General features: G+C 49.6%; 14 protein-coding genes and 1 tRNA gene. 3 read left to right on the top strand and 12 right to left on the bottom strand.

The genetic code is table 11. From position 1 onward, the window contains the following. Positions 1-164: 164 nt before the first annotated feature. From JMI88_RS22695 to JMI88_RS22670, 6 genes are all read right to left on the bottom strand, one after another. Positions 165-1079, bottom strand: a complete 915-nt coding sequence (locus tag JMI88_RS22695) for a DMT family transporter (RefSeq protein ID WP_236023012.1) — start codon at positions 1077-1079, stop codon at positions 165-167. A 281-nt stretch (positions 1080-1360) separates the two neighbouring features. Continuing rightward, positions 1361-1432: transfer RNA gene (locus JMI88_RS22690), tRNA-Thr, on the bottom strand. Positions 1433-1563: 131 nt separating this feature from the next. Continuing rightward, a complete protein-coding gene (locus JMI88_RS22685; protein WP_201364256.1) occupies positions 1564-2568 on the bottom strand; it encodes a tyrosine-type recombinase/integrase in 1005 nt (334 codons plus the stop codon). Between the two features lie 191 nt (positions 2569-2759). Beyond that, on the bottom strand, positions 2760-3356 hold the full coding sequence (locus JMI88_RS22680) for a hypothetical protein (protein WP_201364255.1): 597 nt from the start codon (positions 3354-3356) through the stop codon (positions 2760-2762). Positions 3357-4146: 790 nt separating this feature from the next. Next, positions 4147-4290 (bottom strand): hypothetical protein, encoded by a 144-nt coding sequence (locus JMI88_RS22675; protein WP_201364254.1) that lies wholly within the window; start codon positions 4288-4290, stop codon positions 4147-4149. A gap of 51 nt (positions 4291-4341) precedes the next feature. Continuing rightward, positions 4342-4929, bottom strand: a complete 588-nt coding sequence (locus tag JMI88_RS22670) for a hypothetical protein (protein ID WP_201364253.1) — start codon at positions 4927-4929, stop codon at positions 4342-4344. 124 nt (positions 4930-5053) lie between these two features. Between JMI88_RS22670 and JMI88_RS22665 the strand changes: the two genes are divergently transcribed. Next, entirely contained in the window at positions 5054-5884 is an 831-nt protein-coding gene (locus tag JMI88_RS22665; protein WP_201364252.1) for a helix-turn-helix domain-containing protein, read from the top strand. Positions 5885-6319: 435 nt separating this feature from the next. Next, positions 6320-6718 carry a response regulator gene (locus JMI88_RS22660; protein ID WP_201364251.1) on the top strand — a complete coding sequence of 133 codons (399 nt, stop codon included), beginning with the start codon at positions 6320-6322 and terminating at the stop codon, positions 6716-6718. Between the two features lie 81 nt (positions 6719-6799). On the opposite strand, the gene JMI88_RS22655 is transcribed toward JMI88_RS22660, so the two are convergent. From JMI88_RS22655 to JMI88_RS22635, 5 genes are all read right to left on the bottom strand, one after another. Then, entirely contained in the window at positions 6800-7606 is an 807-nt protein-coding gene (locus JMI88_RS22655) for a DUF2785 domain-containing protein (protein WP_201364250.1), read from the bottom strand. Between the two features lie 10 nt (positions 7607-7616). Beyond that, the gene (locus JMI88_RS22650; RefSeq protein ID WP_201364249.1) at positions 7617-9047 is read right to left on the bottom strand and encodes an amidase; all 1431 of its coding nucleotides are present in this window, start codon (positions 9045-9047) and stop codon (positions 7617-7619) included. A gap of 171 nt (positions 9048-9218) precedes the next feature. After that, positions 9219-10730, bottom strand: a complete 1512-nt coding sequence (locus tag JMI88_RS22645) for a sensor histidine kinase (RefSeq protein ID WP_201364248.1) — start codon at positions 10728-10730, stop codon at positions 9219-9221. Then, positions 10727-11404, bottom strand: a complete 678-nt coding sequence (locus JMI88_RS22640; RefSeq protein WP_201364247.1) for a response regulator transcription factor — start codon at positions 11402-11404, stop codon at positions 10727-10729. The genes JMI88_RS22645 and JMI88_RS22640 overlap by 4 nt, the downstream gene beginning before the upstream one ends. Positions 11405-11558: 154 nt before the next feature. Continuing rightward, positions 11559-12329: a pentapeptide repeat-containing protein gene (locus JMI88_RS22635; protein ID WP_201364246.1), complete on the bottom strand. Its 771-nt coding sequence runs from the start codon at positions 12327-12329 to the stop codon at positions 11559-11561. A 382-nt stretch (positions 12330-12711) separates the two neighbouring features. On the opposite strand from JMI88_RS22635, the gene JMI88_RS22630 reads away from it, so the two are divergent. After that, entirely contained in the window at positions 12712-15120 is a 2409-nt protein-coding gene (locus tag JMI88_RS22630) for a serine/threonine protein kinase (RefSeq protein ID WP_201364245.1), read from the top strand. A 127-nt stretch (positions 15121-15247) separates the two neighbouring features. Here the strand turns inward: JMI88_RS22630 and JMI88_RS22625 are convergent, their stop codons facing one another. Beyond that, positions 15248-16171 (bottom strand): SDR family NAD(P)-dependent oxidoreductase, encoded by a 924-nt coding sequence (locus JMI88_RS22625; protein WP_201364244.1) that lies wholly within the window; start codon positions 16169-16171, stop codon positions 15248-15250. Between the last annotated feature and the right edge of the window lie 313 nt (positions 16172-16484).

Genomic DNA, 16484 nt, shown 5'->3' with positions numbered 1-16484 from the left:
AGGTGGCAACCTGGGTAATTATTGGTTTTTAAACGATTACAAACCAATCTTGTTTCGAAGCCTTCTTTGTTGTGTTGCTGCAAATGTGCGGATGCACATTTGCAGCAACACAAATATTTTTTGAGTGCTGCGGCAGGAAACTCATAAAGCGAGAAGGGAGCGGCTTATTCTGTCTGGCATACCTCTGGCTGCGGAGTTTTGCGAACTGCCAGAAACGGGATGGAGCCGGTGGTAGAGATCCAGGAGCCAGCGATGATCAATAGGAAGCCAGCGATGGTGGCGATAGTAAATGGTTCTTGAAGGATTGTAACGCCCAGGAGTACAGAGACAGCGGGATTGACATAGGTGATGACTGTGCCGCGACTGGCTCCGACTTCGGCGATCAGGGCGAAGAAGGTTGGCAGGGCGAGGGCTGTGCAGATCAGTCCAAGAATGAGCAGGCTGGCCAGCACTCCTGGGCTGGGTACGCTGCTGGGGAGTCGCGTCAGAATCAATGGCAGCAGCACAATGGTGGTGACACTGCACTCTCCAGCCGCCACTGCGGTCCTGGGTAGCTCGACGAGAGGGCGACGATTGAGCAACAGAGCGCCAATCGCGTAGCCAGTAGCCGCGAGCAGGATCAGAACTGCCCCAAGCCACATCTGCCTGTCTCCTCCTACATCGAAACCCAGTAGGATTACCAGTCCCACCATACCAATCAGCAGCCCAATCAGGCGCAGGCCATTGACGCGCTCCCTCTTATCGAAGCCCAGAGCCAGCAGCGCAACTAGCAACGGATTGGCCGCGATCAGCAGGCTGGTGAGGGAGGATGGAACATGTTGCTCGCCATAGCTAATCAGCAAAAATGCTCCAACCATATGGATAATCGCAAATAGCAGGACCACGGGCCAGTGTTTGAGTATCGGTCGCAGCGTTTTCTGCCGCGCTGTCATTGGTAGCAGTACAGCGGCTGCAATAACGGCCCGGGCAAATACCACCACGGCCGGGTCCAGTTCGCGTACAGCAATTTTGATAAAGAAGTAAGGAATGCCCCAGAATACTGAAATGGCGATAAAGAGTAGCCAGCCTTTACGTGTCATGATTTCTCCTGTATATGGTCGAATCATATAGCATAAATGTTCCTATTAATATAGAATATGGTTGACCTTAATACAAGAGCCAATTTGTGTCATCACTGGAATGCCATTATGTGAAAGGAAATATACATGAGAATATTTTATAAGCGCATTGCCAGCCAAAGTTTGGAACAGCGTGCATTACATGTTTTTGACAAAAAGAATAGAACTTGGAAGGTGAGATTTAATAGTTCGCTGTGCGGATCGTTCATAGAGGGAGATGTAAGGTTTCCAAAAAAGAAAAGAGCCGAAGGTCGGGATTGAACCGACGACCGACGGTTTACAAAACCGTTGCTCTACCACTGAGCTACTTCGGCAGAATCTGTAATCTCTCGATCACAGAAAGCAGTATACACCGTCATCCATGAGTTGTCAATACTTTTTTCTGATCAATTTTTATCCCCCATTTTGAACTAACCGTATATCTGTAAAGCCCATTTTATAAACATCAGTCCCCCCATTTTTGAACTTTCTTTTTGAATCCGTTGTTCTGTTTACCCAGGTTCAAAGAGGAAACAGGTGAATGTTTAGATTGACCCTGCCTGGCTTCTCTACTCACAAAATCCTTGAGATAATTTTCAGTGACCAGGACACTACTATGACCCAGGATAAGCGACAGTTTATAGACCTCGCCGCCATTCTCTAAAAACATACGAGCAAATGTATGACGGAATGTATGCGGAGACACACGCACGCCAGTTATCCCGGCTCTCTTTTCAACCTCCTCTAACATCTGCTCAACACCATAAATCGTGAGATTTTCACCAAACAGATTTATAAAAAGAGTCTGGTTTCTATCGTCTTTAGCGTGCCTATGCTGATGTATATATTTCCAGAGATATTGAGCAACATCAGAGCTAACACCAACCTCGCGTTCTTTACGACCCTTGCCCAGGACTTTAATAAACGCATCGTTTATCACTTCCAGGTATACACGATCCAATGTAAGCCCGCATAGCTCTGATACTCTAATGCCAGTATCCAGCAGCAACAAGATGATAGTATAGTCCCTAAATCCTATCATCGTATGAGTATTGCAAGCCTCTAACATTTGCCTGACCTGGTCGGAGCTAAATGTTTTTATCACATATTTACCGACTTTCGGATTCTCCAATTTAAGCACAGGATTTTTTGTTATAAGCTCCTCTCTTACACACCAGTTAAAGAAGCCCTTAATGACCTGCACATAGCCTTTTACTGTCAGATCGCTAACTGTAGTATCATCCTTAGTTGGCTTATGTGGATTATTAGCGTTAGCCTTAGTCCCTTTCATAAGCTCAACAAACAAACGCAAGTGAGTTACAGTTACCTCATCCAGCATAGTCACCTCATACTCTTGCTGGAGGACCATACAAAAATGAGCCAGCTTTTGACGATACCATTCAACAGTCTTGTCAGAGCAATTCATTTTACGACTAAGCAGATAGCCTTTAACCGCATCAGTAAGTTTCATTCATTACCTCTTCTAGAATATGTAACTTAGTTAGAGCCACCAGATAGAAGCCGCTTGTAGCGATCCCGACAGCCAGGACAAAGTAAGCGTATGCGCCATTTATCCTGTGAATCCTTTCGCCAGGCCAGAGGTTTACAATGAGCTTTCTTCTTACAACCATGGCAATATGTATGAAACAGATCCATCACACCCTACTTTCTACCAGCCCGAAGGCGGCCAGCTGGAGCAGTTGGCGGAACAGGAGCAGAGACAAGGAGCGGAGCCACCAGCGCGGAGAGCATCACTATTCCCGCCTGGGCGTCATCGTGTTGTGATGTCGCCAGAGCGGAGAGCCAGCCCACCAACTCACCAACCCGATACGAGAGTGGTACCTCCAGGTGAAGCTCGACATCGGGAATACGCACCGTGCTATCCAGGTATTGAAAAATGGCATGCCGTGAAAAACGACGAGGAGCACGCACCACCTCTAAGCCCTCCTCATCCAGGCTATGCATATCAAAGCGATACCAGAACCGGCCTACTGGACGCGCAGCCAGGAACACCGGATCACGTTCAAATTGAGAGAGCTGAGGAGGCAACGGCAGATACCGAGGCTGACTCTCCATGATCTTCCTCACTTCCATACGCAGAAGCACAGGAGCTACCTTTTCACAGACCCGGTAAAATCGCTGATCATCCTGATCCAGAATATCTCTAGCAATATTTTCTATCGCCTGTATCGCTTTCTTATTTCCCTCATTAGCTAGACGAACGAGCTCTAGAAGCGGAGCCGGAAGACTTTCTACCATGAAAACCACCTTTCAACAAATGAGAAGAATATAACTGAGAACAGAGAGAATGTAGTTCGCACCCCACGTGTTACTGGTTTCGTGGGGTGCCGTTGATGAGCAGCCAGATCAACTAATGAAGATTGGAAGTATAATACGGAAATACTAATGAATAAGGTTGGATGGATACCATGAAGAAGCCTCAGCATATTAATCTGCTTGCTCCTGAACTTATAGCAATTGCGCTTTTTTTGCTTTGTGCTATTTTGAGCCTTGTGGCAGATTTTACCAATGTAGTCCCCCTCAGAGTCATTGCAATAATTTTGAGTGGTATTGGGTGTTGCTATGTTCTCTTTTTCTTCGTTAAGGCACTCAGAGAGAAGCGTAAGAGGAACCGTTAGAAATATAAAGCCAATATAGGCATACGATGTTGAGCATTGCTCGCGGCTAGCGTCTCCACCTTTTGCGGCCCTGCTATGCATTCCATGCCGAGGCGAGAGGATATACTGAGGAGTATGAGATCTACCCTCTCGCCTCGCCATTCCAAGCTTAGCAGAACCTTCAAAGGTAGAACGCTTGCTTCGCACCGCCGCAGGGCGAGCGCGATCGTCGGCGAGCGTTTGAGTACGTGCCTCAGCTCCTGGATGCCTGAGGGCTGTTTCAGCGTAGGTTTCTTTTAGCATGGTTCGCGTTGGGCGAGTCGAAGAGTTGGGCGCCTGGCGCGTGGCGCTAAAAGATTGATGAGAAAAGATCCAGGAGAGAAAGAGAGAGACAGCAGGAACGCTGCAGCCGATAGCAAGCGTTTCTCTCTTCAGCGTGAGGCGTGCAGGCGTACAGGCGTACAAGAAGCAGCCAGGGCGTAGACGTTGGGCGACCAGGCGAAAGCCATCCCGGCCAGGCGCAGCACTCCAGGGAAAAGCGCAAAGCCCGACGTGAAAAGTCGGGCGTTGTGCATGCGGAGCCAGGCGCATAGATTGCTCAGAGAGAGCAGCTGGAGGGAGAAGCATTAGGCGCCTACCTCTTGCTGATCATTCGACACCTCACACAGGCATGCATAATTCTGCTTGACCGAAACACGAACCAGAGCCAGCCATGATTGATAGGCAGCCGCCGCGACATCAGGTTGATAGAGAGCCAGAGCAGACAGACGCCCTAAAGAGCAGCCAACACTCACTTCAAAAGGTAAGTCATTAGCATGAAAGTAGTGATCAAGAATGTCATGGTACATATCCTCAAGAACCGCCTGGAGTGTATAAAAGCGATGCTCATATTTACCAGTGTGAGGATCGAACATATCATCAAAGAAACAGGTAAAGCCCCACATACAAGCTTTAGTAAAAAATCGACTACCAACAATTTGATGATCCAGGCCAGCATAACTCAAAAGCAATGAAGGCGAATAATCGGGTATTTCATTCTCACAAGTTGGAACTACAAAACCAATCATAGGCAGAGCATCAGTTGTTCGAGTAGGTTTTAACATGTGAAAGACCTTTCTGATTTGGTTCGTGTTACTGTCGAAAATGTGAATGTGAACTTCTATAGAAGAAATATAGCACACCAGTTTTTGATTGTCAACATTTTTGATGTTCACATTAATAACCTTATATCGCTAAGTCACATTTATGAAAGTTGGTGGTTGTGTAACTTCACATTTATGGTAGAATTAGAGGAGGAAACATAAGTCACATTTACATTATTGAGGGAGGTCTACAATAATGCCAAAGCTCAGCGATCGCTACTATACTGGACGAGATGTGCAAAGACTGCTAGGCATCACGGAGCCAGCGCTTAGAAATCTCGTGAACCAGCGCAAAATTAAAAAAGTCATCCCGCCAGGAAAGCAGTATGGCGTATACCTAAAGGCAGAGGTAGATGATTATGCAGAAAAGTGGATGGCGTTTCTGACAGCAAAGGAGCCACCTAAGACCACATTTGAAATAGCGCAGCCATCTGATATGGATATGGTTTATGACGTTGCACTACGAGCTATTGGCCCGACAATGAGCGCAGAGTTACGGCGGTCTTGGCTGGAGAAGAACCCGGAAAGCTGCTATGTCGTAAAGCACAACGAGAAAGTAGTAGCATTCTTTCATCTTTTACCTTTGCAGGAAGAATGCTTAATGGACTTTATGGCAGGTAAAATCAGAGGTTGGAATATCACAGCCGACAAAGTGGAGACGTACGAGGAAGGCAAGGCTGTTAGCTGCTTACTGATCATCGCAAGTGAGCCAGATCTAAATGACACAACGAGAATGCACTATGTATCTGTCCTCTTGAGAGGTATCAGACGCGAACTGGGAAAGCTTGGCCAGAGAGGTATTATATTCTCCAAGTTCTACGCCACCAGCGAGACACCTACAGGTATTGCAATGTCTATTCACGCAGGTATGCAGGAGTATGGCAAGAGGCTCAACAAGAGGTTAACATTTGTCTTGGACCCCGAAACATCGACATCTTTCCTCTTGATTGACTACAAAAAAGAGTTAAAAGAGTGGCAAAAAACTCATAACCAGAACCGTAAGAACCGTATATCGCCAGCTAAATAGCAAACAAAAACACCTGCCTTAAAAGCAGGTGTGAAGCTTGTTCACTATATATTTTAGCTCATGCTACAGCTTACAAAACCGTTGCTCTACCACTGAGCTACTTCGGCTTGACATGTAGTTCGCCGACTACGTTGTAGATTATACAGATAACTTTTATGGCTGTCAAGCTTTTTTTATGGGAATTTTTACGACCACTTTTTTGAGCAGATGAATGTATTCTTTTAAATCCATCTTTAAATAGTGCATCTCTGTCCTGTTGCTATTGCGCGTATTGGTCGTGATTTTGAGCGCCTGGTAATCGGTCGCGCCATTTCCTCAGTAAAAACTAATATAAAATGGATAATTTGATGAAACGGCATGGATTTATCAGCCGTGTTTATTTTGTTAGAATAAAATTTGTGATGCTTATTTATAGCCCCGGGGAGATTTCTAACTATGCAGGGTTTGGGAGACTTCACAATTACAAAAGAATATGATATACAAAATACTATATTGGTGGTAGAAGATGATGATAGTATTGGTACTTTACTGATTGATGCGCTTATTATGGAAACTCCATACAATGCGATGCTGGTAACTGATGGCTTTCAGGCTTTAAAAACTATGCGTGTGCAGAAGCCGTGCCTGGTAATCACCGATTATCGCTTACCACATATGGATGGCCTGGAATTGTGTGATCGTATGCGTGCCATGGCTGAAATAGATGATGTACCCATAATCATGATGAGTGCTTACCTTCCTAAGGATGAGGCTCAGAAGCGCAATATGGCGTGTTTGCAGAAGCCGTTTGAGCTGGATGATCTTTTGGATACCATTCAGACTATACTAGGATAATATAAAGATGATCATTTTATGTAGTGGTTAAAAAAGGATGCCCAGCCTGGACATCCTTTTTTGTGTTCTCCCCTATCGAGTCTAATCCTCTGCTGTTGTCTTCTTTGCTTCAAGATAGACTTCGTCTTGTTTGTAGAGTATCTCTGAGATGCGCTCGGTGACCAGGGGCGCCATATTGTCCCAGTGCAGTAAAAAGTAAAGGCTACGTAAGACATTTTTTGCGTTAATGATGCGCATCCAGGATTCAACATCCAGGTCACGCGAAATAGAGCACATTTCGATCCATTTGGAGATAAAGTTATCATCGACCTGGTGCCCCAGAATGATATGATAGGCTATTTTTGCCAGGCGCAGGTCTTCTTCATGATAGAGTGGTTCGTCTAGCGTGGCCAATTCACTGACCAGCACCAGGATTTCCTGGCGGTCTTTGTTTGACATATGTGGATGTTGCGCACACTCGTCGAGGGCGTCGGCTAGATGGGCCATGGCGTGTGCCCAGCCTTTGCCTTCGACATAGCCACGCCAGTCCTTTTCTTCCTGTGCATAATGAGAGAGTTTTTCCTTGACAAGGGTGATTGTGGAGGATGACAGGTGCGGATCAGGCGAATCGTTAAAAAGAATTGATGCGATGATCAGACAGGAGAAACTGCGCATGAAGACCGAGTCTGTTCCTGTTTCTCCGACCTGATAGAAGAGGTGATCTTGATCAAGTGTCACTGAGAGGAGCTCTTCTAGTTGTTTTTGGGTTAATTTTTGTTGACCGATAATGCCGGCCGCTAGAATGATAGAACTGATTTGCGGATCTGTGCGGTGAGATTCTGGTCTGACTATTTTTTGCTGACAATATGTGGCAGGCAGGTAGAGCTTTGAACGCCCCGCCTGCCACATGTTTTATTGCTTATACATTTTGATCTGTATTGGAAGGAAGTGGACGCTGGTGCCAATCGGTCATCTGTTGGTAGGCATGTACGATGCGCAGCACCGTAGCTTCCTCGAAAGGTCTGCCTGCCACCTGGAGGCCGATGGGTAGTCCCGTGGCGCTGAAGCCAGCCGGGAATGCGACAGTGGGCAGTCCCGCCAGGTTGAATGGCATGGTAATGCGCAGATAAGCGGTGGTGGCATCCTCCGTATGGCCATCAATCTCGATCGTTTTGCCTGCCAACTCCAGTGGAATAGCTGGCGTAGGGACAGTCGGGAGCACCAGTGCATCCACACGTTGCATCAGACTGCGCAGGCTGCTGGCGAAGGTGCGGCGTTCCTGCTGGGCGTTCAGATAGTCTATGGCAGGGATACAGCGACCTTCCTGTAAGCGCGTGCGCACCAGATCGCCGTAGAGCTCATTATGTGTGGGATACCAACCTTTTTGGGTGTGGGCCAGTGTCGCTTCGGGTTTTTGGATGGTGCGATAGAGATCCATGGTTGGCCGTGGCAGTTCGACGTTGATGATCTCTATACCTTCTTCTTCCAGAACGCGGCAGGCCGCTTTCCAGGCGAGCCGGACCTCGGGATCGATTGGATCAACGAAGGCATCCTGGGGGATGCCCAGGCGCAGACCCTGTAGAGAGAGTGGACCTCGGCCCTCGACCCCTTCAATCAGCGTGGTGGCCGGGCGACTGGGTGGTCCAGAGACGCTGTTGGGATCGCGAGGATCGTATTTGGCGATGGCGTCAAACATGATGGCGCAGTCTTCGGCGCTGCGTCCTAGTGGTCCGACATGGTCGAGTGACCAGCTGAGTGGGATGACACCATAACAACTGACGCGACCGTAGGTTGGTTTGAGCCCTGTGATACCACAGCAGGCTGCTGGAATGCGAATTGAGCCGCCTGTATCGGTGCCAATCGCTCCCAAAGTCATGCCAGCGGCCACCGCAGCGGCTGAGCCACCGCTCGATCCACCCGTGGTGCGTGTGTGATCCCAGGGATTGCGCGTGGGCGGCGCATAGGGTCCATAGGCAAACTCAAAGGTGTTAGTTGTGCCGATGATGATGGCGCCTGCTTTGCGCAACTGTTCGATAACCATGGCATTTTCGGTTGCGATATTTTCGGCCAGCACTTTTGAGCTGGCCGTGGTCGGAACGCCTTTGACGGCTATCAAGTCTTTAATGGCGATGGGAATACCATGCAATGGACTGCGGTAGAGTCCGGTGCGCAATTCGCGCTCAGCTTGCTCAGCATCCTGGAGCGCCTGCTCACGTATTACAGTTACGAAAGCCTGGATGTCCCCATCAGTCTCGTCAATCTGTTCTAGCGTTTCTAAGACCATTTCAGTGGGAGTAATAATTCCCGAATGAATTTCGTCCGCAGCTTCGCGTATGGATGTATAAGGCATTGTTATCTACTCACTTTTGGGTTGTTATGGTTTATGGTTGTTGTGTTGGCAAGGACAAAAAGCCTGTAAGCTTTATTGTATCAGGATGTAAACCTCTTTATATCACACAAAGCGAGCAGATTGAAACGCTTGCTGTTTTTTACTGCTAATAGCCACTGGCTATTTTTCAGTTTATTTCCTGGCTTTCTCGTGACCTCCGATCAGCACACTTTCTTTGGGCGTGGCTTCGATGGCGCGTGGCAGGCTGACGGTGAATGTACTTCCCTGACCTGGTTGGCTTTCTACCGTAATAGTTCCCTGGTGTGCCTGCACCGTCCAGTCCACGATGGCCAGTCCCAATCCACTGCTCCCACCAGCATTGCGCATACGCGCTTGATCGACGCGATAGAAGCGCTCGAAGATATGCGCGAGATGTTCTTTGTCGATGCCGATGCCGGTATCCTGAATGGTCACGATGGCATGGGTTGGCGTTGCGGTCACGCTCAAGGTGACCGAGCCCCCGGGATTGGTATAGATGATGGCGTTGTCTAAGAGGTTCATGATCATCTGGATCAACCGGGTTTCATCTCCCAGGACCGTAACGGGCTGGAGCTGCGAGCGGTGAATGGTTACATGATGCTCTTCGGCGATGGTGTCGGCGTTGGCGGCCACGACATCCGCCAGCTGATCCAGGCGTACCGGTTCGTGCTCTAGCTTGATCTTACCTTCATCCCCACGGGCCAGGGCCAGCAGGTCATTGATCAGGCGACCGAGACGCTCGGCTTCTATATTGACATTGCGCAGAACCGATATGTATTCTTCCTGAGTGGTGGCATGGAGCAGAGCCACATCGGTTGTGCTGCGAATAACGGCGACTGGAGTCCGTAGTTCGTGCGAGGCATCGGCCACAAAACGCCGTTGGCGCGAGAAGACGGCGTCCAGGCTCTCAATCATTTCATTCAACGTGACGGCCAGAAAATAAACCTCATCGCGGGCCGCCGGTACCGGTACACGCTGTTGCAGGTCTCCTTCTTTGATGGAACGAGCTGTGCGGATCAAATTGTGAATGGGGGCGAATGCTCGTGAGGCCAGCCAATAGCTGCCCACGGCACTGAAGAGGAGCACCACCACGCCCATGATCAGTAGCTCTTCGGCCACATGGTGCAGCATATCTTGCAATTCGTTCGTGAATTGTCCCACCTGTATGATGGCGATCAGCTGGCCATCTTTGTTGACTGTGCGACTATAGATGCGCGCATTCTCGTGGCCATCCAGCGTCGTTATGGTGGCCTGCCAGGGTTCCCCTTTCAGCGTCTGGGTCACGCTGCTGGATGGCACACGTAGCAAGCGAAAGGCTGGTGTGCTACGAAATGGCTTTCCATGGGCATCCAGGATGCGTACCAGAATATCGTCATTTACATCGGTCGTTGTGAGAGGACGGCTACTGGCATCCCGGTCAAATCCTGGTAATTGACCAACCGATTCATGCATCTGGATAGTGCCATTTTCCAGGTAGATCTCGCCGGCGATCTGTTCGGCACGGCTCTGCAGGGCGCCATCCAGACTGCCAGCCAGCGATGTTTGTAAGTGCTTGTAGAGAAAGGCGCTGGCTATAAATAACAGAATAGCAAAGACGCATGTAAACCAGAGAGTCAATTGTAGTCGGATACCCAGTGGCCACAAAGGCTTTTGGAAGAGTCTCATTGTGTTGGCTCCTTTAATTGATAGCCAGAGCCACGTACGGTATGGATGACATCTGGTTCGCCGCCAGCGCACAGTTTGGTGCGCAGATAACGAATATATACATCTATGACATTGGAAAGGTGTTCGGCATCATAGTCCCAGACATGTTCTGCGATCATGTCGCGACTGAGCACATGATGCGGATGGCGCATCAGAAAATCCAATAGCGCGTATTCTTTACTGGATAGTGTCAGAGGACGCTCACCACGCTGGACCTCATGGGTGCGCGTATCCAGGGAGATATCCATGAAGCGTAGCACCGGTGCTTGAGGTGGCTGATCGCGGCGCAAGAGGGCGCGCACCCGCGCTTCAAGTTCTTGAAACGAAAAAGGCTTGGTCAGATAGTCATCCGCACCCATATCCAGTCCTTTGATGCGCTGATCGACTTTGTTCAGGGCCGTAAGGAAGAGGATCGGAGCCGTCTGCTGGTGATCACGTAGTTGCAGGCAGACCTCCCAGCCATTAAGACCAGGCAATAATACATCTAAAATAATCAGGTTATAGGGAAACTTGAATGCTCGCGCCAGGGCTTCGGGTCCTGTAACCACAAGATCAACATAGTAATGATTATTTTCTAAGCCTCGTTTGAGATCCGGTCCCAGTGTAGGATGATCTTCGACAACTAAAATATGCACGCAACGCTCCTTCATAGAGTTACGATGTGATTCCTTTGTTTTGAAGCATAGTTATTGCCACAGTACTTATTACATTACCAGAGAAAAATGAATTAAAGATGAAGTTTACAGGCCTTTCGAGTATAAAAAGATACGGTACATAAGAAGATAGTATTCAGCGGTGTACAGTTCCATCTGGCATGGTAGCACCGCTTAAAGAGCGTACCTTTGCTAACTGGTCGGAGGTCAGCCCTGTGACGTCGCGTAGATTGGCGCCAGCCAGGTTAGCACCAGCCAGGTTGGTATTATGCATATCGCTGGCATGTAAATCCGCCTTAGCTAGATTGGCGCCTGAGAGATTGGTGAACGTAAGAATTGTATCGCTGAGGATGGCTCCATGCAAGTCTGCTCCGCTCATATTGGCGCCTACCAGGTACGTGTCGCGAATATCTATCTGGCCCAGATGAGCATTACTGATATCGACATCTTGTAGATTGAGCACGACGCTATCATTGCTGACCAGTTTTGTTTGATAGATGAAGCGCATTAATGCTGCTTTACGATCCGGGTCTAGACGACTAAATGCCTGCCGCGTCAGGGCGTCGGCAGCTATTTTGGCCGGATCGGAGGCTTTGCGTTTCGCAAGCAGTTGATCATGTACCAGCAGATCAGATATCTTATTCAGATAGTTTTGTAGAATCGTTTCTTGTTGCTGTTCCCTGGCCAGTTGCAGCTGGGCATTTTGTGTTTGCACGGTGAGCATACGAGCGTTCTGGGCTTGAAATAGATTGGTTAGCACAAAGCCGATACAGAGTAAAAGTATGAGCAACGGAATAAGCCAGCTATTCCAGGAAAAAGCCCCACGCTGGCGCCTTCCCTCAGGCGTTCCCGAAGGTTGTGGAGACGGCTGCATATCCTCTGTTGTTGTATCTTCCATACCATCCATACTGACCATCCTTTGAGCTGGACGAGTGAGCAAAAATTTTCTGGATGCTGATGTTTCTTCTATCATACGCTACCATTACTATTCTGTGAAGCAAGAAATGATAAGGGACAGCAGATATGGTTGTTATCTATTCGTAACCTTGCTCTTAGATAGAGTGGATCCGCTGCGATGGAGCGTATAGTATTTTTCCAAAAGTACTAATATTGGCTCAAAATGATCCTGATTTATTGCTTCTCTTAATGGCTATTATAGAATAAAAAGGTTGCTTGTGCTTGAAAGTCATGTTACTATTTGAAGTGGAATACGCTACGTGCTTTTAAGTATGTGGATCGGAATAAAGTAGAGAGATGGGTTATTCACGATCATCGAGGGGGTGGATTGCATGGGGCCGGGTGAAATGGTCGGTCAGCGTTTAGGACATTATCAGATTACGCGGTTGATTGGTCTGGGAGGGATGGCCACGGTTTTCCTGGCTCGCGACACCTATTTGAACCGCGAAGTGGCCCTCAAAGTGTTTAAGCCGCGCGAAGATGGGCAGGACTCGTTTTTGCACCGCTTTGAACGTGAAGCACAGATTGTCGCTCAGCTAGAGCACCCTAATATTTTAACGGTCTATGAGTATGGGCGCTATAATGGCATGGCGTATTTCGTGATGCCATACTTATCTTCTGGCTCGCTGCGTAACTATTTGCAGAGGCAGCAGCGGCTCTCCCCACGTGTTGCCCTGGACCTGCTTACCCCTATCTTGCGCGCCTTACAATATGCCCACGATCGAGGATTAATTCACCGCGATATCAAGCCAGATAATATGCTATTCAAAGCGGATCACTCGCTGGTGCTGTCAGATTTTGGCCTGGTGAAGGTACTGGCAGATGAGGCCGATGAAGGTACGCTGGCAAATTTTGCCACCCACACAAATAGCATCATGGGGACTCCTCAATATATGTCCCCGGAGCAAATTCAAGGTAAAGCGGTGCCCGCGAGCGATATTTATAGTTTAGGGGTGGTATTGTATGAGTTGTTGACGGGCCGTGTCCCCTTTATCGCCGATACGGCTATCCGGGTTCTGACAATGCATCTCTATGAGCCACCCCCATCGCTATGTGGATTCAATCCCCAGTTATCTGAGGCATTGGAAGCGGTGGTGTTGCGTGCCCTGGCTAAAGAGGCTGAACAACGTTATCAACGACCGATTGACTTCCTCTATGCCTTAATGCGCGTCGTAGTGAGCGAAAATGCCAGCTATGCTTTTCCTCTATCAACCAACCAGAAGATTGCGCTGCCCTCATCCAATCTTGAGGGGGTCTGGTTTTCCGACGCCGCCATGGTGCCAGATCCTGAAGTTGTCGGAGAATATCGATCGCCCGCGCATGAAGCGCTGCCGCCAGTGCCAGCACCATCACCCCGGTTGAAGCACTCGCAGTTAAGTACCGCTGTGCTGCCAGCTACGATTGCACGCTACGCGGCCAGTCAGCAGAGAACAACTCAGGCCTCGACACGCATTCTTTCCGTTATTATCTTTTTAATCTTGCTGGCCCTGATACCTCTGGGGGTTCTCTGGATCTGGCCCGCGCTGATGGCTGGTCATAGTGGATCGCATGTTGAGCAGGGCATAATCTCGACCGCAACCGCCTCCGCTGACGCGATGCTCACTACAAGTTGTCCGGCCGCCGGACGGGCCCGTCCAGCGGTTCTCACTCCTCTGGGTACGTCCTCACCAGCACATCAGAGCATGATCTATATGCAGCAGCCAGGTTTGCCAGTGAGCAAGGATGCCGCAAGCGCATTGATGCGCTACGATAGCGAGACGGCCCGCAATATCGTGATCAGCCAGTTTCCGGGTGAACGCCTTGGCCGGGCGCAGATCTCGCCCGATGGACAATGGATCTTGTTTGTCGCGATTGCTGCGCAGAAGAGCCAGCTCCAATTAATACGTATCGATGGCAAGTTTTTGCAGACGCTCTATTGTGCCCCTTTATCGAATGCTACAGAACCATCAATCGAAGATATATATTGGTCTCCATATACTTATGCGGATGGAGCACATGTACTGTTTTCGATTGAAAACGGATCTCAGTTTTATCAATTATGGCTTGCCAATGGGGACATTGCGCTAAAAATCGTGGCGCCAAAGCGCTACCAATTGGTTGGCTGGCCTGATGCCCTGCATCTCTATCTCCGCGATCCTGGCAGCAACCTCTATCAGGCCACCATCGCGAGCGGCCAGGCTGCTCCAGAACATAACCTGCGTCAAATCGCGCTGGCTGCTGGCACCGACTGCGATGATTATACAATTGGCACCGATGCCAGCATTTATGTCAGCCACTGCGCGGGCAAGCCAACGGATTGTGTGCAGTGTGGACCTTTGTTGAGCGGGGCCAGTAGTATTGGTCGTTTGGGAGATGAGAATCCTTTTTTTGTGGATCAGTTTCTGGCTGTGTCGCAAATTCGTAGCGTACAGCAGCATATCCTGGCCATTTCTCTGGCTGAGCATCCAGCGCCCTCTAAACCCAACGGCCTATGGCTGATCGATGTATCTGGCGTACAAACGCCAAAACTTTTATGCACAGTTGATAGTAGTATGAAAAGCATCACCTTAAACGAATCTTTCCAGGATAGCTGGTCTAATGTCTCGCGTGACGGTCTGATGTATGCCCTTAAAACCTCTACCCTTCGTGGTCCACTGGTCGATACTCTCTCTATTGGCTCGTTGAGCAGCGCCCATCTGAAGACGGTAGCCATTTCGCCACATAACGCAACCCTGACCGTGATCGGCTGGACTGATCGCTAAGTCGAGCGCCGCATGATTGTCACATGTACGTGAATATTCCCATTAAGAATACGTCTTATTTTTCTTTACCTTTTCATTTTGGCTGGTCAGCCCTCCTTGCCCATGGACAAGGAGGGCTCCTTTTCAGTTAATTGTTCAAGAGGTCGAGCGACACGTCCCAGAGCCGAGCAGCGGCGTCGGGATCGAGGGCATGCGCGGCGACTCCGTTTTCCGCTGGGGGCACGTTTGGGCCGGCTTCGTTGTTGTCTTCAAAGTAGCGACCTCCAATGCCTTCCAAAAGTGGCGAGGCGGCAAGCAGGACCGAGGTTGAGGCTCCCTGCTCCAGGGTTTTCCACGGATAGCTTTCGACGAGTTTCTGATATTCTGGACCTGTCTGGTAGCGTAGCAAGTTAGTGCGAATACCGCCCGGCATAAGGGCGTTCGCCGTGATTCCGTCCGCAGCCCACCGCCTGGTAGCTTCGACAGCGAAGATCACATTGGCCGTCTTGGATTGCCCGTAGGCCGACCACGCCTCGTACTCGCGGCGCACGAAGTGGATGTCGTCGAACACAATTGGGGATCTCCGGTGCGCCGCGGAACTCACCGAGACGATGCGCGCGTTGCCAGCGGCTGCCAGAGCATCGTGCAGGCCGAGCGCCAGTGCGAAGTGACCGAGGTGGTTGGTGGCAAATTGCAGTTCCCACCCTTCGGGGGTGCGGTGCAGATCCGGCAACGCTATAATACCAGCATTGTTGATCAGGATGTGCAACGGTTTATCCCATGCGGCGACAAACGCAGAGATGGATGCACGGTCGGTCAATTCGAGCGGAGCGACGAAGACGTTACGGTTGCCGGTCTTTGCCGTGATCTCGGCTGCGGTCCGCTTTCCGGCTTCTACATTGCGGACCGCGAGCGTGACTTCGGCACCGAGATGGGCCAGTGCCCGCGCCGTTTCGGTGCCGATACCCGAAGCCGCCCCGGTAATGATCACCCGTTTACCGGACAAGTCGATACCTTCGGAGACCTCGGCGGTCGTGGAATGGAACCCGAATGGTGTTGTAATGCGTGCCATGAGCTGGCTTCCTTTCTTTCATGTAAGCGCGGCAAGATAGACAAGCCGCGACGGTTCTTTGCGGAACAACATGACGCTCCCAATCAGGGGGAGATGATAGAACCTGACAGATCTTTTCCTCTGCCTCGTCTTTGTCCATGGATCGCAGTCTACACCTTAGAGTGCGCTCTCAGTCAAGAGCTCATTACTGGGATTCCACAATCGGTGAGTTTTGAGATACCTCATCATTCCCCTTGACTGAGAGCGCACTCTAAGATGTATGATTTGTTCAGGAAATGCTGAAGATCCCCCCCTCTCTGAGTCTCAGGAGAGA

The sequence above is a fragment of the Dictyobacter formicarum genome (assembly GCF_016587435.1).
Note: the sequence above shows the minus strand (reverse complement) of the source record. Positions and strands in the feature narration are given on the sequence as shown.